Below are 19,382 nucleotides of genomic sequence, written 5' to 3'. Positions count from 1 at the left end.
CTCCTCGGTGGTCGGCTCTCATCGGTTGTAGGCGGGCATGGGGCCGCGCAGCGCCGCGCCCACGCGGTCACAGGCTGCCACGACGTCCTCGGGGAGGGGTCCTGCCGCGGCGGTCGCGATGTTCGCGCGGAGGTGTTCGACCTTGGAACCGCCGAGCAGGAGGGCCCCCACGCCGTCGCGATGGAGCAGCCACCGCAGAGACAGCTCGACGAGGGGGGTGCCCGACTGCGCGGCGATCTCACCGAGGGCGGTGACGGCCTCGAACAGCGCCGGGTTCCAGTACCGCTGCCGGTACATGGGGGCGAGCTTGGAGTCGCCGAAGCGGCCGGCGGAAGGGTCCTGCTCGAAGGTGTGCCGGCCGGTGAGCAGGCCCCCGCCGAGCGGGTTGTAGACCATGGTCGTCAGGCCGGTGCTCTGCGCGAACTCCAGGTATTCCTCCTCCACCCTGCGGGCCAGGAGGTTGTAGAGCTGCTGGGCGACGACCGGGCGCGGCGCGCCGACGGCGTCGGCGGTGTGGTTGAGCTCGGCGATCTGCCAGGCCGCGTAGTTGGAGACGCCGAGCGCGCCGATCTTGCCCTCGGCGACGAACTCGGCGACGGCGCCGAGCGTCTCGGCCGGCGGCGTGCGGCGGTCGGGCTGGTGCAGGTAGAACAGGTCGACGTGGTCGACCCGCAGGCGGCGCAGGCTGCCTTCGAGGCTCGCCCGCAACGCCTTGGCGGACAACGGCGCGTCATCGCCCGCGTCCGGATGGGGCATGCCGGCCTTGGTGGCGAGGACGACCCCGTCGCGCCGGGTGGCGAGCAGCGGTCCCAGGATGGACTCGGTCGCGCCGCCCGCGTAGACGTTCGCGGTGTCCACCCCGGTGATGCCGGCGTCGAGCGCCGCGTCCAGCATGCGCGCGGCCTCTTTCGCGTCGGCCGTGTCGCCGAACGTCATGGTGCCCAGCACCAGCCGGGACAGTCCGATGCGCGCCCCGGACTGTGTCGCTGCCGGTGTCGCCGCCGGTACGGAGATCGCCGGTACAGAAGGTGTCATCGGTCGGTTCCTCGCTGAACAGGTGTCCCGGGGGACTGCTTGGCGGACGGGGCCCGCACCAGATCGCGCGGCTTGCGCCCGCGTATGGCGGACGGGTCCAGCGCGGCCCTGCGGAGGGCGCGGGTGTAGGGGTGGGCCGGCGCGGCCAGCACCTTCCGGGTCGGGCCGGACTCGACCAGGCGCCCTTTGCTCATGACGATGATGTCCTCGCTGATCTCCCTGACCACACCGAGGTTGTGGGAGATCACGACATAGGTGAGACCGGTCTCGGCCTGGATCCTCATCAGCAGGGCGAGGACCTGCGCCTGGACGGACACGTCCAGAGCGCTCGTCGCCTCGTCGCAGACGAGCAGATCGGCTTGGGAAGCCAGGGCTCTGGCGATGCCGATGCGCTGGCGCTGGCCGCCGGAGAACTCCGGCGGGCGGCGCTCGAGGGCCGTGGCGGGCAGGCCCACCTGGTCGATGAGCCTGGCCGCCTCCTTGGCCCGTGCGCGTCTGTCGCGCATTCCGCGCACCCGCAGCGGTTCCGCGACGATCTCCTCCGCCGACAGGTGCGGGTCGAGCGATCCGTACGGGTCCTGGAAGATCATCTGTACCCGGTTGCGCATCGGGCGCAGCTGTTTCTCGCTCAGCCCCGCGATGTCGGTGCCGCCCACCACGATGCGGCCAGCGGTGGGCTTGACCAGCCGTACGATCGACCGGGCGATCGTGGACTTGCCGCAGCCCGACTCCCCCACGATGGCCAGGGTGCCGCCCTGCCGGACGGTGAAGCTGACGTCGTCGACCGCGCGGAACAAGCCGTGCGCGACGGGATAGTCCACGACGAGGCCGTCGACCTCGAGGAACGCGTCATCGGTCATCGGGATTCTCCCAGTGCCACCGGGTCGGCGGGCGACCCGTCGTCGAGGGGCGCTTCCGGCGACTCACCGTCCTCGTCCCACGGGCCGAGCCGCGGGACCGCCGACAGCAACTTCCTGGTGTACGGATCGCCCGGCGCGTCGACGATCTGTTCGGCCTCGCCGGACTCGACGAATCGCCCGTCTTTCATGACATGGATGCGGTCGGAGACGAGCCGGGCCACGCCGATGTCGTGAGTGATCATGAGGATGCCGATGCCGGTGTTCTCCTGTACTTCGAGCAGCAGGTCGAGGATGCCTGCCTGGACGGTGACGTCCAGGGCGGAGGTCGGTTCGTCGGCGACGAGCAGTACGGGCGACCCGGCGAGCGCGAGCGCGATGAGCACGCGCTGCAGCATGCCGCCTGACAGCTGATGCGGATACTTGCGGAGCTGGGACTCCGGATCGGGGATGTGCATCTTGGCCAGCAGGTCGACGGATCGCGCGATGGTCTCCGACTTGGACAGGCCGCGGTGCCGCAGCCGAACGGCCTCACGGAGCTGCTGCCCGATGGTGTGGACGGGGCTGAGCGCCGTCATCGGATCCTGCGGGATGAGGGAGACGGTACGCCCGCGTACCTTGCGCGCCGCGCGCGGATCGGCGATGACGTCGACACCCTGGAAGCGGGCTCTGCCGGACAGGACCGCCAGCTCCGGCGGGAGCAGCCGCAGAATGCCCATGGCCGTGGTGGACTTGCCGGATCCGGACTCACCGATGATCGTCACGGTTTCGCCCTGGCGGATGAGGAAGCTGACGCCGTCCACTGCGCGGACGATACCGGCTTCGGTGATCAGCTCGATCTGCAGGTCCTCGACCTCCAGCAGGGGACGATCAGCCTCGTCGAACTCGGCTGTCATGCTCGGCTCACCTTCCCTTTCCGCCTGCGTACGCGGTCCCGAAGCCCGTCTCCGAGCAGGTTGACTCCGACGACGAGCAGCACGATGACCAGTCCGGGCAGCGTGACCAGCCACCACGACGTCGTGATGTAGTCCTGGCCGTCGGAGATGATGCGGCCCCAGGTGGCGAACGGGCGCTGCGGGCCGGCGCCCAGGTAGCTCAGCGCGCTCTCCAGCAGCACGGCCTGGGCCAGCAGCAGCAGGATCACGAGTGTGGCCTGCTTGACGACGTTGGGCAGCACGTGCCGGAGCAGGGTGGTGACGCGGCGCAGGCCGAGCACCCGGGCCGCGGCCACATAGGGTTTCTCCCGCTCGACGAGCACCAGGGAACGGGTCAGGCGAGCCACCTCCGGCCACTGCGCGATCGCGATCACGAAGGTGATGACCGGGATGGAGGGGCCGAAGAGCGCGACGACCAGCAGCAGCATCAACAGCAGAGGCAGCGAGAGCTGGGCTTCCAGCAGGCGGGAGACCACGGTGTCGACCCAGCCGCCGAAGAATCCGGCCGCGGCGCCGGCGATGAGGCCGATGATGCCGGACACGACGATGGCCAGCACCCCGACGGTGAGCGAGACCTGGCCGCCGTGCAGGACCCGGGAGAGAAGGTCCCTGCCGAGCTGGTCGGTTCCGAACAGGTGCCCGCCGGTCAGCGGTGGCAGGCGGCGCAGGCCGAGGCTCTGCTCGTCCGGGCCGGGGATCGGCAGCACGTTGGCCAGGACGACGGGCACGACGACCAGGGCCACGCACACCGAGCCGATCCACAGCTTCAGCCGCGCGCCCTTGCGGCGGCGGACCGCCGCGGATCGCGCGAGATCCTTGGCGGTCACCGCGCTGGGCCGGGCGGGGGGCTCCGGGACGTCCTGGTCTCCGAAGCCGTCGGCGGGGCCGGCCTCCATGGCGGTCATGAGGCCACCGCCTTCCCGAGTCGTACCCGCGGGTCGAGCAGCGGGTAGGCCAGATCGATGAGGAGTTGGACGGCCACCGTCAGGATGGCCGTGACCAGGACGGTCGCCTGGATCAGCGGATAGTCCCTGGTTTCCAGCGCGCGCACGACGAGCGATCCGACACCTGGCCAGGCGAAGACGACCTCGACCACCACCACGCCGTTGAGCATGGCGGCGAACCGGGTGCCGAGCGCGGTCACCACCGGGACGGCCGAGTTGCCCATGGCGTAGCGCCAGGTCAGGCCGCGCTCGGAGATGCCGCGGGAGCGGGCGATCGTCAGGTAGGGAGCCGCGAAGCCGGTCCCCATCTCCCGGCGCACCAGGCGGGAGATCAGCGCGATCTGCAGGATGCCGACCGTCACGGTCGGCAGCACCAGGCCGCCCCAGCTGGTGAACCCGGATGCCGGCAGCACGGGGACGAGCACCGCGAAGATGGTCAGGAGCATGATGCCGCTCCAGAACTCCGGCATCGACTGGCCGGCGATCATGGCCACGTTGGCCCCCAGCTCGCGGGCGGTGTCGGCGTGCCGCGCCATCCAGACGCCGAGCGGGATGGCCACGACCGCGGCGAACAGGATGGAGGACACCGCGAGCATGACGGTGTACGGCATCCGGCTGAGGACGACGTCCAGGGCGGGGGCCTGGAAGGAGAAGGACGTGCCGAGATTGCCGCTGAACAGGTCACGAACGAAGATTCCGTACTGCTGTATCAGCGGTTTGTCCAGGCCGAACTGGACGCGGATGCGTTCGAGCTCCGCCGTGGTGGCCAGGGGGCTGGCGTAGGCGGCGGCCGGATCCCCTGGCGCCAGCCGTACGAGGACGAAGACTGTGGAGACGGTCAGGAAGATCGCCAGCAGGCTCTGCCCGACACGTTGGGCGACATATCGGACCACGAGTCATCCATTCAGCCGGACAGATGCCAGGTCGTAGGAGTTGGTGGGACTGAGCAGTACGTTCTGCACGCGCTTGCGCCGGGCGATGACGGTCTTGGGGACGAAGGCCCACATGCAGGGCCAGGTGTTCCAGATCTCCTTCTGGGCTGTGGCGAGCAGGGCGTCCCGGGCCGTCTTGTCGGTTTCCCGGGAGGCCTTCTGGAGCATTTCGGTGATCTTGGGGAACACGTAGCCGTGGTAGGTGTCCCGGGTGGCCTCCTTCTCCTTCGTGCCGGCGAACATGCCCTGCAGCGGAGTAAGCGCCAGCCCGGTCGGGCCGGGGTAGCCGTTGCCGAGGACGTCCCAGTCGCCGCCCCGGCCCTGCCGCCACTTGGAGATGTCGCCGCCCGGCTGGAACTGCTGGAGTTCGGCCTGCACGCCGACCGCCTTGAGCATCTCCACCACGGCCTCCATGACGCTCGTGTCGTTGGCGAACTCCCCGGTCTCCCAGATGATCTTGATCTTGAGATCCTTCACCCCGGCGGCCTCGAGCATCTGCTTGGCCTTCTGCGGGTCGTAGACGTACTCGCCGGTCTGCACCGCCCCGGTCAGGGTGTCGGCCACCACGCCCCGGGCCTGGGTCACCGAATCGGCGAAGACGTCCTTGATCAGGGAGGGGCCGTTGATGGCGTAGCTGAGCGCCTCGCGCACGCGCGCGTCGGCGAGCGGGTGCCCGGAGGGCTTGCGGAAGTTGTAGAAGAGCTGCGTGATGCGGGTGCTCGGCACCTGCTGGATCTCCACGTCGCCGAGACCGGACAGCTGGCTGATCGCATCGGGGGAGATCGCGTCGATCACGTCGACCTCGCCGCTGCGCAGGGCGACGACGCGGTTGGCCTCCTCCGGGAGGAACCTGACCTGTACGGTCTTGATCCCGGGCGCGGGGCCCCAGTACTTGTCGTTGACCTGCAGCGTGTACTCGCCGGTGCCCCGGTTCGCGGAGGTGACGACGTAGGGGCCCGAGCCGATGCCGCCCTGAAGTTCCTCCGCCTTGTTCGCGGCGGCGGGGGTGATCAGGATGTTCGCCATCAGGTAGTCGAGCGTCGGCACCGGGTTCTCGGTCACGAGCTTGAAGGTGCTCGCGTCGACGGGGGTGACCGTCGGCCATTCGGGGAACAGGCCGGCCAGGAACGACCCGGGGACCTTCTGGTACATCTGCAGGGCCGTTGAGACGTCTTCGACCTTGACCGGGCTGCCGTCGGAGTAGCGGACGCCGTCCCGCAGCTTGACCGTCCACTCGGTGGGAGCCGTCAGCTCGAACCTCTCGGCCAGGACGTGCTGCACGGTGAGCTTCGGATCGATGAAGGTCAGCGCCTGGCGGACGCCGCGCTGGACGCTGACGGCGGCGTCGAACTGGTTGAGCTTGTTGTCCAGCGACACGAGCGAGCGGTTGAGCGCCAGCGTGAGGCCAGGACCGGCGGTGGAACCGGCACCAGAGCCGGCGCCGGGGACGGGCCCCGGTCCCGCGCAGGCGGCGAGGGGACTCAACGTCATGGCCGCGCCGGTGAGAGCACCGAGACGGAGAAGACTTCGCCGGGAGTACTGGGGGCCGCTTCCGAGATGAGTCACTGGGCTTCTCGCTTTCTGGACCGTCCTCAGCGGTGCGCTTCTCAGCGGCCGCCTGCCAGGACCGGATGTTTCCCACGTCACAACGACGTTGCTGCACCATTACACGCATGCGCGCTTCGCGCAAGAGCTCTAGCGCATTTTGTGCAAGCTGTGACATCATCCAGTCAAGACGAAGGCTGCGCCGACGTGCACGCCTCGCTCCGGAGCGGATCGCGCATGAGGGTTCGCAGGGATAGTGAAAGCCTGTCTGAGGTGCATAGATCGAACACATCGGGGGATTCCTTGACGCCCAGGAGAAGCACGGCCGCGCACGGTGTCCTCATCGTGGCCGACGACCTCTCGGGCGCGGCCGAGTCGGCAGCGCGAATAGTTATGCGCGGAACACGCACGAGGATTGTTCTCACGCACCAGGCCGTGCGGGACGAGTGCGATCCCGCCGACATCCTGGTGGTCGATACCGACTCCCGGCACCGGCATCCCGCCGAGGCCGCCGCGGCGGTGCGTTCCGCGGTCGCCCTGGCCTCGGCCGGGCGTCCGCGGCTGGTCTTCAAGAAGATCGACTCTCTGCTGCGCGGCAACGTCGCGGCGGAGGTGGCCGCGCTCATGGCGCCTGGGGCCGGCATCGTCGTCGCCCCTGCCCTGCCCGGTCTGGATCGGGTGGTACGCGGCGGCGTGCTTTACCTGGCCGGTGTGGCCCTCCACCGTGCGAACGCCTGGGCGGTGGACGGCGTCTCCCCTCCGGCGTCGGTCGAGGCGGCCCTGGCGCCGCTTCCGGCCCGCGTGCTGGACCTCGCGACCGTGCGATCGGATCGCCTTTCCGACGCGATCGCTTCCTGCGCCGATGACTCGCACATCGCGCTGTGCGACGCCGAGACGGATGCCGATCTGGACGCCGTGCTGCGTGCCGCGCTGGCCGTACCGTCGGTGCGGCTGGTCGGATCCGGCGGACTCGCCGACGCGCTCGGGCGTCATCTGCGGAGTCTCGGCACGGCCGTCGAGCAGGCGGCCACCGGGCAGACGCCCGTCGGGCAGACGCCCGTCGGGCAGACGCCCGTCGGGCAGACGGCCATCGAGCAGACGCACGTCGAGGAGCATGAGCCCGCCCCTGCGCATACCGCGCAGCACGGCGACGTGGCCCGCCCGGCGCCGCTCGTCGTGGTGGGCAGCGCCGAGCCGGTCGCGGCCGAGCAGGTCCGCCGGCTGGTCGAGGCGGGAGCCGTACCCGTGGCCCTGCCCTTGACAGCGCTCCTGGGCACACCCTCCGGACGGGACCCCCTCCCCAGCATCCCGATCGGCGAGCGGGCGGTCGTGGCCTTCCTCGACTCCGCCGGCGCCGTCCTGCCGGCGGCCTCGCGTGACATCGCGCGGCGGCTGGCCGAGGTCGTCGCGGACGCGGTGCGCGCGTCCCCGCGGACGGTGGACCTCGTGCTGACCGGCGGCGAGACCGCCCGGCGCGTCCTTGACGCCCTTCAGGTGCGGGAACTGACACCGGTCGGACAGGTGCACCCGGGAGCCGTCCACTCCCGGACGCCCGACGGCCGTTCCGTGGTCACCCGCCCGGGCAGCTTCGGGGGAGCCGACTCGCTCATCGAGATCGTCAGGGCCCTGGCCGCGCGCTCCCTCGCAACCCTTGACCCCGCCCCTCCCCAGAACCAAGCGAAAGGTCCCCAAGTGAGCATCACCACCGCCGCCGTCGGCGCACAGCCGCGCACCGCGGCCACCCCGATCATCGCCGTCACCATGGGTGACGGAGCCGGCGTAGGCCCGGAAGTCATCGTCGGCGCCCTCCAGGACCCCCACGTCGCCGAGCTCTGCCGTCCCGTCGTCATCGGCGACGCCGTACGGCTGCGCCAGGCGGCCGACATCCTCGGGATCGACACCGAGATCGTGGCGGTCGACACCGTGGCCGATGCCGTGTTCGAGCCGGGACGCGTCAATGTCATCGATCTCGCGCTGCTGCCGGAGGATCTGCCCTGGGGGAAGGTCTCCCCCGTGGCGGGGGCGGCCGCGTACCACTACGTACGCGTCGCCAGCGGGCTGGCGATGGCCGGGGAGGTGCAGGCGATCTGCACGGCACCGCTGAACAAGGAGGCCCTGCACGCGGGCGGCCACATCTTCCCGGGACACACCGAGCTCCTCGCGCACCTGACCGGGATCGACGAGGTGTCCATGATGTTGTCCTCACCGAAGATCCGGGTCATCCACGTCACCACGCACATCGGGCTGATCGACGCGATCGCGAAGATCGAACCCGGCCTGGTGGAACGGACCGTTCGCCGCGGCCACGAGGCGCTGCGGCGGGCCGGGATCGACAACCCGCGCATCGGCGTGTGCGGCATCAACCCGCACGCCGGGGAGAACGGCCTGTTCGGGTACGGGGAGGAGGCCGAGAAGATCGTTCCCGCCATCGAGGTCCTGAAGGCCGACGGGATCGACGTGCAGGGACCGCTGCCCGCCGACACGGCGTTCTTCGTCGCGGGGCGCGGAGACTACGACCTCATCGTGGCGATGTACCACGACCAGGGCCACGGCCCGGTGAAGATCCTCGGCATCGAGGCCGGGGTGAACATCACCGTGGGACTGCCCGTCATCCGCACGTCCGTGGACCACGGAACCGCCTTCGACATCGCCGGGAAGGGCCTCGCCGAGGTCGGTAGCATGATCGAGGCGCTGCGGCAGGCCGCCCAGATGTCTCCCAGCCCGGCCGTCTGACCCCGGGGCGTTGAACGACAAGCCGAGAAGGAGGAGCGTTGTCCAGTAACTCTGAGCGTCGGCGCGCCGAGATCGTGCGTCTGGCCACGACCAGCGGTCTGGCCAGCGTCGAAGAGCTGTCCTCGACGTTCGACGTGACGTCCTCGACCATCCGGCGTGACCTCGCCCGGCTGACCGCGCAGGGGCTGCTGGCCCGCACGTACGGCGGTGCGATGGCCGTCGTCGCGCACCCCGAGGACTCGTTGCGCCAGCGCGTCGGTGACGCCTTCGAGGCCAAGCGCGGAATCGCCCGGTGGGCGGCCCAGCAGATCGGAGCCGGGGAGTCCGTGTTGCTCGACGCAGGCTCGACCGTCGCGGCGCTGGCTCACGAACTGCGCTCCAGCACCCAGCTCCTGATCGCCACCACGAGCCTGACGGTGCTGAAAGAGCTCGACGACGTCGAGGGCCTCCATGTGGAGTGTCTCGGCGGCAGGCTGCGCCACCTCAGCCAGGGATTCGTCGGCCCCGTCACCGAGACCGCCCTGGAGCGGATGTCGTTCGACCGCGTCTTTCTCGGGGCTGACGGAGTCACCGCCGACCGCGGGATCTGCGAGGCCGACCTCCAGCAGACCCGGCTCAAGGAGCTCATGGCGCGCAGTTCCCACAGGACCTACGTGCTGGCGCATGCGGCCAAGCTCGGGCGACGTCCGTTCCACGCCTGGGTCCGGCTCCCCCGGCCCTGGACGCTGGTGACCGACGCCGGAGCCTCGGAGGACGCGCTGGCCCCGTTCTCGGCTGAGGGAGTCGAGGTGGTCGTGGTCGACGCCGAAGGACAGATCAGCAAGCCGAAGCCGGCCGCGGGTCAGCCGATCGCTCCATAACGCGGGTGCCCGAGGGGACCCGCTCCGGCCTTGGTGCGGCGGGGCCCGCGGTCAGACGAGCGGGACGCCCGTGTGGCTCTCCAAGGCGTGAATGAGGCGATCTTGGAAATCTTCGTCCTGCGACGCGGGGTGTGGCGTCTGCACCTGCCGGTGATGCCAGTAGCCGCCGGTGCCCGGGCGCACGTCATGGTGGGTGGCGAGCCACACTTGTGTCTGGTGTCCGGCTGCCAGGTCATCCGGCGCGCCGGCGCCTCCCATGCGTGTGGGGACCCACCCCGGGTCGACCGCATGGCTCGAGGTTCCCTCCCACCGCGACGCGACCGCCAGCGCGAGCGTGGTGACCCACAGCTTGCTGTCGCTGTAGGAAGCGGTGCCGGTGCCCAGCCGGCGCAGGTCGGTGGAACCGCTTCGGTGCATGGCGCTGCTGAGGTAGATGAGCGTGCCTGGTTTGTCCATCAGGACCGTCAGCATGTACGGCGCGACGGTGTTGACGATGCCCGCTTCGGGAGACCGCATGGTGCCGGCGTTGTGGATGACGGCGTCGAAGCGGCCGAACCTGCGGGCTTGCCGGGCAACGTCGTGGATCTCGTCCAGCTCGGAGAGATCCCCGATGACGACGTCCTTCCACCTGGCGGTGTGGTCCGCGCCGGTGAGACGGGCCCGGTTGCGGACGTGGATGACCACGTCGTGCCCGCCGTCGGCCAGCGCGTTCGCCGTGTCGCGCCCGAGCCCGGTGGATGCCCCGGTTACCAGAATCAGTGCCATGTCAGTCCTCTCGCGCCTGCGTGACCGGCTGGTTCCGCGCTGTCTGCCGGTTACTCACCGTGGGCCGCGGTCACGCCCTGCCGGCTCCCGAATCCCTGGGTGGCGGCCCAGCTGGACAGGAGGGCGAACCTGTCAGCGGACGGTGAGCCCTCTTCGACGCTGAAGGCGCAAATGGACAGGCCCGGCTCGCCGGGCAGTTCGAACACGTCGAAGGTGACGTCGATCTCGCCGACTTCGGGGTGGCGGTAGACCTTCCGGCCGGTGCGGTGCTCGTGCACGTCCCGCTCGGCCCAATCCGCGCGGAACTGTGGGCTGAGCGTGGAGAGCTCTCCGATGAGTGCGGTGAGCTCCTGGTTGAGCGGGTCGCGTCCGGCTTCGAGTCGCAGCATCGCGGCGGTCATACTGCGGGCAAGGGGCCAGTCGACGTAGAAATCTCGAGCGCGAGGGTCGAGGAAGATGAAGCGGGCCAGGTTCGGCTCCTCGGCCTCGAAGTGCGGGGCGAACAGCGCGCGGCCCATGAGGTTCGCGGCGATGAGGTCCTGCTGCGCGTTGACCACGACCGCGGGCACGGCCAGCTTGCCGAGGACCCGGTGCACCGAGGCCCGCACCGACGGCCTGGCCCGCCGCCGGCTGCGCGCGGCCGGCGTCGTCGGGGTGGGGCGGGCCAGGTCGAACAGGTATTCGCGTTCGACATCGTTGAGTTGCAGCGCTCGCGCGACGGCGTTGAGCACGCTCTCGGAGGCGCCGCGGATCTTGCCGCGTTCGAGCTGGGTGTAGTAGTCGACGCTGACACCGGCGAGCATGGCGACCTCTTCGCGGCGCAGGCCGGGCACGCGCCGTTCGCCGCCGAAGTCGGGCAGTCCCGCCTGTTCGAGGGTCACGTGCGCCCGGCGGGAGATCAGGAACTCCCGCACCTCGTCCTTCCTGCTCATATCCTCCACCGTAGACCTGTCGCCTGACCTGATCGGCGCTGCGGTGCCGTCCGCCACAACCGCGCGTCAGACGGTCAGCAAGACCTTGATGGCCCGACGCTCATCCATCGCCGTGTAGCCCTCCGCGGCGTCCTCCAGCGGAAGGGTGAGGTCGAAGACCCTGCCAGGATCGATCTTGCGGTCCCAGATGAGCTGGATCAGCTCGGGCAGGAACCGGCGAACCGGGGCAGGCCCGCCGTGGACGTGGATGCCGGCGAAGAACAGGTCGATGCCGGGAATCGCGACGTCGTAGTTCACCCCGACGAAGCCCATGTGCCCGCCGGGACGGGTCGCACCGATCGCCTGCATGGTGGACTCCTGCGTGCCGACCGCCTCGATCACGCTGTGGGCGCCGAGCCCGTTCGTCAACTCCTTGATCTTCGCCACGCCTTCGTCGCCCCGCTCGGTGACGATGTCGGTCGCGCCGTAGAACCGGGCGAGCTCCTGCCGCTCGGGGTGGCGGGACATCGCGATGATCCGCTCCGCGCCGAGCTGCCTGGCGGCCAGGACACCCATCAGGCCGACCGCCCCGTCACCCACGACGGCAACAGTCTTGCCGGGGCCGGCCTCGGCGGCGACGGCGCCGAACCAGCCGGTGCCGAGCACGTCGGACGCGGCCAGCAGCGAGGGGATCAGCTCCGGATCCGGCTGCCCCGGCGTGGGAACAAGCGTGCCGTCCGCGTAGGGGATGCGAGCCCGCTCGGACTGGGTACCGATCGTCTGCGCCACGAAGGAGCCATGCACGCACTGGGACTGGTAGCCGGACCGGCAGATCTCGCACGTGTTGTCGGAGATGACGAACGACCCGACCACGAAATCGCCGACCTTGACGTTCTTCACGTCCGCGCCGATCTCCTCGACGACGCCGACGTACTCGTGGCCCATCACCTGGTGGTCAGCCGGTTCGACGCCACGGTACGGCCACAGGTCCGACCCGCAGATACACGTCGCCGTCAACCGGATGATCGCGTCCGTGGGCTCGACGATCCTCGGATCCTCGCGCTCCTCCACGCGGACGTCTCCGGCGGTGTGCATCACCACTTGCCGCATGACCGTTCTCCTTGCTGTTTCTCGCATCGACACTCGCGCAGGCCGACGACGACTTCGTCAATGGCGCGCCATTCGCACCTTTCGCGATCCATCGAACCCGGTGAACGCGCTCACTGGCAGGGGCTGACAGCACCCCCCAGCCGGACCGTCCGTTCCCGGCCGAACGGCGTCCGGTCCCGGCCCGGCACCTGGGTACGTCCTAAGTCGTCCAGGGCGTCACGGGGACGTGCCGCAGGTCGGCGGACATTTTGGCGGCCGTCTCGGCCAGCGCGGGCAGGACGTCGCGGAGCAGGTCGGCGCGGGTGGCCCGGCTGGCGTGGGTGGCGACGTTGACGGCCGCGACCACCCGCCCGTCCCGGCCCCGGACCGGCACCGCGATGGACCGGACCCCCTCCTCCAGCTCCTGGTCGACCAGCGCGTAGCCGTCCTCGGCGGCCTGCCGGACGGCGGCCCGCAGCCGGTCGGGCGCCGTGATGGTGTGGCGGGTCAGCGGCTCGGGCGCGATGGCGGCCACCCGTTCTTCAGGCTGGTCGGCCAGCAGCACCCGGCCCATCGAGGTGGCGTACGCGGGGAAGCGGGTGCCGACCGTGATGTTGACGGTCATGATGCTCACGGTGGGCACGCGGGCCACGTACAGGACGTCGTCGCCCGACAGCACCCCGACCGAGGCGGACTCGTGGACGCGGGCCACCAGGTCGGCCAGGTGCGGCTGGACGACCTCGCCGAACGTGCGCTCGGACAGGGCGGCGTAGCCCAGCTCCATCGCCTTGGGGAGCACGGCGAAGCGGGAGTCGGCGCAGGCCACGTAGCCCAGCCGCGCCAGCACCTGCAAGGATCGCCGCACGGTGGCGCGCGGAAGCCCGGTGATCTTGGCGGCGTCGGCCAGGCTCAGCCCGCCGCGGGCCGAGCCGAGCGCCACCAGCACGGCAAGACCGCGAGCCAGCGACTGCAGGTATCCCGCGCCCAACTCCTCCTTCGCGGCGCGAGAAGGGTCCGCGGGGGCCGGTGCCAGAGGGGGCCGGGGCGCCGGCTCGGTCAGGGCCGCCTCCATGGCCGCGACCGTCTCGCGCAGCCGGGGCAGCGCGTAGTCGCGCAGGCTGGCGGCGGTGTGCCGACTGGTGTGGCTGACGACGCTCACCGCGCAGACCGCCTCCCCCCGCGGGTCGCGTACGGGCACCGCGACCGCGACCAGGCCCGGCTCGATGAGCTGGTCGTCCTCGGCCCACGGCGCGGCGGGGTCGCGCAGGGCCAGGCCCGCCGCGCAGCGGTCGGCGGGCAGCAGGTCGCCGACCCGGAAGGCGACCGACATGGTGCGCCTGCGGGTGAACTGGCCGATGAAGCGCACCCCGTCGCCGTCCGGGACGGCCAGCGACACGGACTCGTCCAGCTCCTCCGCGAGCCGCTCGGCCGGCGGCGCGAGGGGGTCGCGCAGGCCACCGCAGGCGAGGTACGCCTCGCCCAGCTCCATCAGGCGCGGCGCGGGCAGCAGGTCACGCCCCTCCGCGCGGACGTAGCCGAGGTGGACCAGCGTGGCCAGCACGCGGTCGACCGTGGACCTGGCCAGGCCGGTGGCGCGCACGAGGTCGGTGGCGCGCACCCGCATGGGGCGCGAGCGCCCGGCGGCATCCGCCGTCAGCGCCCGAAGCACGGCCAGGCCGCGTTCGAGGGTCCCCGCAGGCTCCATCGGCCCTCCTTTGACACGGGCGCGGTCACGTACGCATACTCGACATCACAATAGTGAACTAAAGTTCACTATGCGAACACTCCCGATGAATGGAGCGTCGTGCGGAGAGACAAAGTGGTCGCGACCGCGGAGGAGGCGCTGGCCGGCGTGTCGGACGGCGCGTCGTTCGCGGTCGGCGGCTTCGGGCTCAGCGGCATCCCCAACGTCCTGATCCAGGCCCTCTACGCCACCGGCGTGACGGGGATCGGCGTGGTGTCGAACAACTGCGGGGTGGACGGCGGCGGCCTCGGCATCCTGCTGGCGGCCCGCCGCATCGCCCGCGTGACGGCCTCCTACATCGGCGACAACAAGGAGTTCGCCCGCCAGTACCTCGCCGGGGAGCTGGAGGTGGAGCTGACCCCGCAGGGCAGCCTGGCCGAGCGACTGCGGGCGGGCGGCGCCGGCGTCCCCGCCTTCTACACCCCCGCCGGGGTCGGCACGCCGATCGCCGACGGCGGCCTGCCCTTGCGCCACAACCCGGACGGGTCGATCGCGGTGGCCTCGCCGCCGAAGGAGGTCCGCGAGTTCGACGGCCGCTCCTACGTGCTGGAGCGCAGCATCACCACCGACTTCGCGCTGGTGCGGGCCGCCAAGGGGGACCGCTTCGGCAACCTGGTCTTCAACAAGGCCGCCCGCAACTTCAACCCCCTCGCCGCGATGGCCGGGCGGGTCACGGTCGCCGAGGTCGAGGAGCTGACCGAGCTGGAGCCGGACGAGGTGCACCTGCCCGGCGTGTTCGTCCAGCGCGTCCTCATCCTGACCCCCGAGCAGGCGACCGACAAGGCCATCGAGAAGAGGACGGTCACCTCATGAGCTGGACCAGGGACGAGATGGTCGCGCGGGCGGCGGCCGAGCTGCGCGACGGCGACTACGTCAACCTCGGCATCGGGCTGCCCACCCGCATCCCGTCGTTCCTGCCGCCCGATGTGGACGTCATCCTGCACTCGGAGAACGGCATCCTCGGCGTCGGCCCCTACCCCGCCCCCGACGCGCTGGACCCCGACCTGATCAACGCCGGCAAGGAGACCGTGACCGTGCTCCCGGGGGCGGCGTTCTTCGACTCGTCGCTGTCGTTCGGGATGATCCGGGGCGGCCACATCGACGTGGCGGTGCTGGGCGCGATGCAGGTCTCGGCGCGGGGCGACCTGGCCAACTGGATGGTGCCCGGGAAGCTGGTCAAGGGCATGGGCGGGGCGATGGACCTGGTCCACGGCGCGGGCCGGGTCATCGTGATCATGGACCACACCGCCAAGGACGGCACGCCGAAGATCGTCAAGGAGTGCTCGCTGCCCCTCACGGGGAAGGAGTGCGTGCACCGGATCATCACCGACCTCGGCGTCCTCGACGTCACCGGGGACGGGCTGAGGCTGGTCGAGACCGCGCCCGGGGTGAGCGTGGCCGACCTGCGCGACCGCACGGAAGCGGAGGTAGCCGTATGAACACCGTCTACATCGTGGACGCCGTCCGCACGCCCTTCGGCCGCCACGGCGGGGCGCTGTCCGGCATCCGTCCCGACGACCTGGCCGCCCACGTCGTCAGGGCCGTCGCCGAGCGCAACGGCGTGGAGGCCCCCGACGAGGTGATCCTCGGCAACGCCAACGGCGCCGGCGAGGAGAACCGCAACGTCGCCCGCATGGCCGCGCTGCTCGCCGGCCTGCCCGTGACCACTCCGGGCGTGACCGTGAACCGGCTGTGCGGGTCCGGCATGGAGGCCGTCATCCAGGGGTACCGCATGATCGCCCTCGGCGACGCCTCCACGGTGATCGCCGGCGGCGTGGAGTCGATGACCCGCGCGCCGTGGGTGCTGCCCAAGCCGGACAGGGCGTTCCCGGCCGGCGGGCAGGAGCTGGTCTCCACGACGCTCGGCTGGCGGCTGGTCAACCCGCAGATGCCCGCCGAGCACACCGTGCCGCTGGGCGAGGGCGCCGAGCTGATCGCCGACCTGCACGGCGTCGCCAGGGCGGAGCAGGACGCGTACGCGCTGGCCAGCCACCAGAAGGCGGCCAAGGCGTCGTTCGAGCGCGAGATCGTCCCCATCGGGGGCCTGGCCAGGGACGAGAGCATCCGCGAGGACACCGGCCCCGACCAGCTCGCCCGGCTCAAGCCCGTCTTCCGCCAGGGCGGCACGGTCACCGCGGGCAACTCCTCCCCGCTCAACGACGGCGCGGCCGCCCTGCTGCTGACCGACGAGGCGGGGCTGCGCGGCCGCGAACCGCTGGCCAGGATCGTCGCCGGCGCGGCCAGTGCGCTCGAACCCCGCCACTTCGGGCTCGGCCCGGTCGAGGCGTCGCGCAGGGCCCTGGCCAGGGCGGGCAAGGGGTTCGGCGACCTTGCGTCGGCCGAGCTGAACGAGGCGTTCGCCGCGCAGGTGCTCGGCTGCCTGGCCGAGCTGCCCGACCTCGACCCCGCCATCGTCAACCCCGACGGCGGCGCCATCGCCCTGGGCCACCCGCTCGGGGCCTCCGGCGCCCGCATCACCGGCACCCTGGCCCACCGGCTCGCCGCCGCCGGCTCCGGCACCGGGCTCGCGTCCCTCTGTATCGGCGTCGGCCAGGGCCTGGCCGTCGTCCTGGAAAGGTAGCCGCAGATGACCCCACCCCTCACCCAAGCCGACATCGACCGCGAGATCGCCGAGGTCCACAAGGCCCGCGAAGGCGCGGAGGCCGACCATCCCGATCGCGACTTCGCCCCCTACCGCAGCAGCGTGCTGCGCCACCCCAAGCAGCCGCTCGTCGCGCTGAAGGACCCGGAGGCGGCGGAGCTGGCCGGGCCGGTCTTCGGCGTCGCCGACGTCGCGCCGTTCGACGCGGACCTGACCAGGCAGCACGCCGGCGAGCCGCTCGGCGAGCGGATCACCGTCCAGGGGCGGGTGCTGGACCGCGACGGCCGCCCGGTACGCGGCCAGCTCGTGGAGGTCTGGCAGGCCAACGCCTCGGGCCGCTACCTCCACCAGCGTGACGATCATCCCGCGCCGCTCGACCCCAACTTCTCCGGCGTGGGCCGCTGCCTGACCGACGACGAGGGCCGCTACGCCTTCACCACGATCAAGCCCGGCGCGTACCCGTGGCGCAACCATGTCAACGCCTGGCGACCGGCGCACATCCACTTCTCGGTGTTCGGCACGGCCTTCACGCAGCGGCTGGTGACCCAGATGTACTTCCCGAACGACCCGCTGTTCCGATACGACCCCGTGCTCAACTCCGTCACCGACGAGCGGGCCAGGCAGCGGCTGGTCTCCGCGTACGACCACGACCTGTCCGTGCCGGAGTGGTCGCTGGGCTACCGGTGGGACATCGTGCTGGACGGCCCCGCCGCGACCTGGATGGAGGAAGGCCGATGAACCCCACCCCCTCGCAGACCGTGGGCCCGTTCTACGGCTACGCGCTGCCGATCCCCCGCGGCGGCGACGTCGCCGACGGCGGGATCACCGTCCACGGCCACGTCTACGACGGCGCGGGCGAGCCGGTGCCCGACGCGCTGCTGGAGTTCTGGCAGGCCGACCCGTCCGGCGGCCTCGTGGGCGCGCCGGGCACGCTCCGGCGCGACCAGGTCACCGGCGTGCTGCTGGGCAGGAGCGGCGTCGACTTCACCGGGTTCGGCCGGGTGGCCACCGACGCCGACGGCGGCTGGGCCCTGCGCACGCTCCCGCCCGGCAACGGCTACATCAGCGTCTGCGTGTTCGCCCGCGGCCTGCTCCACCACCTCTACACCCGCATCTACTTCACCCAGGACGCCTTCCTCGGCTCGCTGCCGCCGGAGCGCGGGCGGACGCTGGTGCCCGTGGAGGAGCGTACGGGCGTCTACCGGTTCGACATCCACCTGCAGGGCGACGAGGAGACCGTCTTCCTGGACTTCGGCTGATCTCCTCAGACCAGGCCCACCATGAAGCCCTCGTCGCGGATGCCCAGGTAGATGGCCGGGCGGTACTGGCGCATGGCGTGCTCGATGACCGGGATGTACTTGGGGTTCGAGCCCAGCGGGAGCCGGTAGCCGTTCTTGACCGTGTGGAACTCCCACAGGTGCTCCATGTCGCGATGGCGCGCGCGGAAGCCCGGGTCGGCCGGGAAGAGGTCGAGGCGGACCATCGTCTTGCGCATGATGTAGTCGGCCGGCTTGACGCGGCGCTGCTGCGTGCGCGAGATGCCCACCCCGGACAGCTCGGCCCACGGGGCCGCCCACGGGCGGCCCTGGGGGTCGTCCCAGCGCACGCCGTGGACGTCGAAGACGAGCTTGCGCGGCCGGCTGAGCTTGCGCCAGGTGATGATCGGCAGCAGCCCGATGAACAGGAAGCTCAGCCCGAGGACCAGGACGGCGACCGCGGAACCCGCGCCGCCCGTCGTCTGCCCGGTGAGCGCCGAGAAGACCGCCATGAGCCCGATGGCCCCCGCGACGGAGCCGCCGATCAGCGCCTTCACCTTGGCGTCGCCGCCGACGTCGATCACCACGGGAGGCGGCGCGAAGGCGGGCTGCTGCTGCGGGGGGTAGGGGGCGTTGAACCGCTGCGGTGGCTGCTGCTGGGGGCCGTACATCATGAGACGGCAGGTTAGCCGGGATCGCCCGTTGTGCCGTGACGCTTCGTACATTTGCGAAGCATCCAGAGTCACCCGGACTCGGCGGGGCGGATCTCGGTGAACAGGCGCAGCGTCACCGGCCGCAGCCGCCACCTGGGCCAGCGCAGCCGCAGGGGCGAGAACCTGGCCGTGAGGACGATCTTCAGGTACGAGCTCCCGGTCTGCCCCACGGGCACCCGCGCGCAGAACCCCGACACGTCGGCGCGGGCCGCCCGCCCGTCCAGCAGCAGCCGGCTGCTCCCGCGGACCTCGGATCCGCCCTCCAGGCTCACCGACTCCCACAGGAGCTCCGGCGCCCCGGGCAGGGAGAGCCGCAGCGTGAAGCCCGCCAGCGACCCGGCCGGGCTCAGGTAGAAGGAACCGTCGAAGTCGCCGCTCCCGAGACCGGCCGGGAGCGTCGCCTCGCTGGCGTCCATGGCGATCCGCCAGGCGTTGGGATCGGTATAGGGGATCAAGGGGCT

General features: G+C 71.1%; 19 protein-coding genes. 7 read left to right on the top strand and 12 right to left on the bottom strand.

The window, feature by feature from the left end:
• Positions 1-18 precede the first annotated feature (18 nt).
• Genes ACWEPL_RS35325 through ACWEPL_RS35300 form a run of 6 tightly spaced genes read right to left on the bottom strand, consistent with a single transcriptional unit; the run spans position 19 to position 6,194 of the window.
• A complete protein-coding gene (locus tag ACWEPL_RS35325) occupies positions 19-1,035 on the bottom strand; it encodes an aldo/keto reductase (protein ID WP_452438768.1) in 1,017 nt (338 codons plus the stop codon).
• Positions 1,032-1,895: an ATP-binding cassette domain-containing protein gene (locus ACWEPL_RS35320; protein WP_452438767.1), complete on the bottom strand. Its 864-nt coding sequence runs from the start codon at positions 1,893-1,895 to the stop codon at positions 1,032-1,034. The genes ACWEPL_RS35325 and ACWEPL_RS35320 overlap by 4 nt, the downstream gene beginning before the upstream one ends.
• A complete protein-coding gene (locus ACWEPL_RS35315) occupies positions 1,892-2,788 on the bottom strand; it encodes an ABC transporter ATP-binding protein (protein ID WP_452438766.1) in 897 nt (298 codons plus the stop codon). The genes ACWEPL_RS35320 and ACWEPL_RS35315 overlap by 4 nt, the downstream gene beginning before the upstream one ends.
• The gene (locus ACWEPL_RS35310; protein WP_363974795.1) at positions 2,785-3,732 is read right to left on the bottom strand and encodes an ABC transporter permease; all 948 of its coding nucleotides are present in this window, start codon (positions 3,730-3,732) and stop codon (positions 2,785-2,787) included. The genes ACWEPL_RS35315 and ACWEPL_RS35310 overlap by 4 nt, the downstream gene beginning before the upstream one ends.
• Positions 3,729-4,664, bottom strand: coding sequence for an ABC transporter permease (locus ACWEPL_RS35305; RefSeq protein ID WP_363974798.1), 936 nt, complete (start codon positions 4,662-4,664; stop codon positions 3,729-3,731). The genes ACWEPL_RS35310 and ACWEPL_RS35305 overlap by 4 nt, the downstream gene beginning before the upstream one ends.
• 3 nt (positions 4,665-4,667) lie before the next feature.
• Positions 4,668-6,194: an ABC transporter substrate-binding protein gene (locus ACWEPL_RS35300; RefSeq protein WP_350727680.1), complete on the bottom strand. Its 1,527-nt coding sequence runs from the start codon at positions 6,192-6,194 to the stop codon at positions 4,668-4,670.
• A gap of 66 nt (positions 6,195-6,260) precedes the next feature.
• Here ACWEPL_RS35300 and pdxA point away from each other — a divergent pair, with 66 nt between their 5' ends.
• Together pdxA and ACWEPL_RS35290 are read left to right on the top strand one after the other, a co-directional pair.
• On the top strand, positions 6,261-8,981 hold the full coding sequence (gene pdxA, locus ACWEPL_RS35295) for a 4-hydroxythreonine-4-phosphate dehydrogenase PdxA (RefSeq protein WP_452438765.1): 2,721 nt from the start codon (positions 6,261-6,263) through the stop codon (positions 8,979-8,981).
• 38 nt (positions 8,982-9,019) lie between these two features.
• On the top strand, positions 9,020-9,841 hold the full coding sequence (locus tag ACWEPL_RS35290; RefSeq protein WP_350727678.1) for a DeoR/GlpR family DNA-binding transcription regulator: 822 nt from the start codon (positions 9,020-9,022) through the stop codon (positions 9,839-9,841).
• Between the two features lie 51 nt (positions 9,842-9,892).
• On the opposite strand, the gene ACWEPL_RS35285 is transcribed toward ACWEPL_RS35290, so the two are convergent.
• The 4 genes from ACWEPL_RS35285 to ACWEPL_RS35270 form a co-directional block, all read right to left on the bottom strand.
• The gene (locus tag ACWEPL_RS35285) at positions 9,893-10,606 is read right to left on the bottom strand and encodes an SDR family NAD(P)-dependent oxidoreductase (protein ID WP_452438764.1); all 714 of its coding nucleotides are present in this window, start codon (positions 10,604-10,606) and stop codon (positions 9,893-9,895) included.
• 50 nt (positions 10,607-10,656) lie between these two features.
• A complete protein-coding gene (locus ACWEPL_RS35280; protein ID WP_452438763.1) occupies positions 10,657-11,538 on the bottom strand; it encodes a helix-turn-helix domain-containing protein in 882 nt (293 codons plus the stop codon).
• Positions 11,539-11,604: 66 nt separating this feature from the next.
• A complete protein-coding gene (locus ACWEPL_RS35275) occupies positions 11,605-12,627 on the bottom strand; it encodes a zinc-dependent alcohol dehydrogenase family protein (protein WP_452438762.1) in 1,023 nt (340 codons plus the stop codon).
• A gap of 199 nt (positions 12,628-12,826) precedes the next feature.
• Positions 12,827-14,311 carry an IclR family transcriptional regulator domain-containing protein gene (locus ACWEPL_RS35270; protein ID WP_452438761.1) on the bottom strand — a complete coding sequence of 495 codons (1,485 nt, stop codon included), beginning with the start codon at positions 14,309-14,311 and terminating at the stop codon, positions 12,827-12,829.
• A 99-nt stretch (positions 14,312-14,410) separates the two neighbouring features.
• Between ACWEPL_RS35270 and ACWEPL_RS35265 the strand changes: the two genes are divergently transcribed.
• Genes ACWEPL_RS35265 through pcaG form a run of 5 tightly spaced genes read left to right on the top strand, consistent with a single transcriptional unit; the run spans position 14,411 to position 18,211 of the window.
• Entirely contained in the window at positions 14,411-15,163 is a 753-nt protein-coding gene (locus ACWEPL_RS35265) for a CoA transferase subunit A (RefSeq protein WP_452438760.1), read from the top strand.
• Entirely contained in the window at positions 15,160-15,789 is a 630-nt protein-coding gene (locus ACWEPL_RS35260) for a CoA transferase subunit B (protein ID WP_363974818.1), read from the top strand. Before ACWEPL_RS35265 ends, ACWEPL_RS35260 begins: the two co-directional genes overlap by 4 nt.
• The gene (locus ACWEPL_RS35255) at positions 15,786-16,931 is read left to right on the top strand and encodes a thiolase family protein (RefSeq protein WP_452438759.1); all 1,146 of its coding nucleotides are present in this window, start codon (positions 15,786-15,788) and stop codon (positions 16,929-16,931) included. The genes ACWEPL_RS35260 and ACWEPL_RS35255 overlap by 4 nt, the downstream gene beginning before the upstream one ends.
• A gap of 6 nt (positions 16,932-16,937) precedes the next feature.
• Positions 16,938-17,690 carry a protocatechuate 3,4-dioxygenase subunit beta gene (gene pcaH / locus ACWEPL_RS35250; protein ID WP_350727668.1) on the top strand — a complete coding sequence of 251 codons (753 nt, stop codon included), beginning with the start codon at positions 16,938-16,940 and terminating at the stop codon, positions 17,688-17,690.
• Entirely contained in the window at positions 17,687-18,211 is a 525-nt protein-coding gene (gene pcaG, locus ACWEPL_RS35245) for a protocatechuate 3,4-dioxygenase subunit alpha (RefSeq protein WP_452438758.1), read from the top strand. The genes pcaH and pcaG overlap by 4 nt, the downstream gene beginning before the upstream one ends.
• Before the next feature lie 5 nt (positions 18,212-18,216).
• On the opposite strand, the gene ACWEPL_RS35240 is transcribed toward pcaG, so the two are convergent.
• Positions 18,217-18,882, bottom strand: coding sequence for a hypothetical protein (locus ACWEPL_RS35240; RefSeq protein ID WP_452438757.1), 666 nt, complete (start codon positions 18,880-18,882; stop codon positions 18,217-18,219).
• A 68-nt stretch (positions 18,883-18,950) separates the two neighbouring features.
• Complete coding sequence (locus ACWEPL_RS35235; protein WP_363974830.1) at positions 18,951-19,376, bottom strand: hypothetical protein; 426 nt, start codon at positions 19,374-19,376, stop codon at positions 18,951-18,953.
• Between the last annotated feature and the right edge of the window lie 6 nt (positions 19,377-19,382).

The sequence above is a fragment of the Nonomuraea sp. NPDC004186 genome, assembly GCF_053603495.1.
This window is presented reverse-complemented; position numbering and strand designations above follow the sequence as displayed.

What these genes read in the sequence shown, in the direction of transcription:
- ACWEPL_RS35325 (WP_452438768.1), bottom strand. Translation starts at nt 1,035, where the DNA reads ATGACACCTTCTGTACCGGCGATCTCCGTACCGGCGGCGACACCGGCA.
- ACWEPL_RS35320 (WP_452438767.1), bottom strand. Translation starts at nt 1,895, where the DNA reads ATGACCGATGACGCGTTCCTCGAGGTCGACGGCCTCGTCGTGGACTAT.
- ACWEPL_RS35315 (WP_452438766.1), bottom strand. Translation starts at nt 2,788, where the DNA reads ATGACAGCCGAGTTCGACGAGGCTGATCGTCCCCTGCTGGAGGTCGAG.
- ACWEPL_RS35310 (WP_363974795.1), bottom strand. Translation starts at nt 3,732, where the DNA reads ATGACCGCCATGGAGGCCGGCCCCGCCGACGGCTTCGGAGACCAGGAC.
- ACWEPL_RS35300 (WP_350727680.1), bottom strand. Translation starts at nt 6,194, where the DNA reads ATGACGTTGAGTCCCCTCGCCGCCTGCGCGGGACCGGGGCCCGTCCCC.
- pdxA (WP_452438765.1), top strand. Translation starts at nt 6,261, where the DNA reads ATGAGTCACTGGGCTTCTCGCTTTCTGGACCGTCCTCAGCGGTGCGCT.
- ACWEPL_RS35285 (WP_452438764.1), bottom strand. Translation starts at nt 10,606, where the DNA reads ATGGCACTGATTCTGGTAACCGGGGCATCCACCGGGCTCGGGCGCGAC.
- ACWEPL_RS35280 (WP_452438763.1), bottom strand. Translation starts at nt 11,538, where the DNA reads ATGAGCAGGAAGGACGAGGTGCGGGAGTTCCTGATCTCCCGCCGGGCG.
- ACWEPL_RS35275 (WP_452438762.1), bottom strand. Translation starts at nt 12,627, where the DNA reads ATGCGGCAAGTGGTGATGCACACCGCCGGAGACGTCCGCGTGGAGGAG.
- ACWEPL_RS35270 (WP_452438761.1), bottom strand. Translation starts at nt 14,311, where the DNA reads ATGGAGCCTGCGGGGACCCTCGAACGCGGCCTGGCCGTGCTTCGGGCG.
- ACWEPL_RS35260 (WP_363974818.1), top strand. Translation starts at nt 15,160, where the DNA reads ATGAGCTGGACCAGGGACGAGATGGTCGCGCGGGCGGCGGCCGAGCTG.
- ACWEPL_RS35255 (WP_452438759.1), top strand. Translation starts at nt 15,786, where the DNA reads ATGAACACCGTCTACATCGTGGACGCCGTCCGCACGCCCTTCGGCCGC.
- pcaH (WP_350727668.1), top strand. Translation starts at nt 16,938, where the DNA reads ATGACCCCACCCCTCACCCAAGCCGACATCGACCGCGAGATCGCCGAG.
- pcaG (WP_452438758.1), top strand. Translation starts at nt 17,687, where the DNA reads ATGAACCCCACCCCCTCGCAGACCGTGGGCCCGTTCTACGGCTACGCG.
- ACWEPL_RS35240 (WP_452438757.1), bottom strand. Translation starts at nt 18,882, where the DNA reads ATGATGTACGGCCCCCAGCAGCAGCCACCGCAGCGGTTCAACGCCCCC.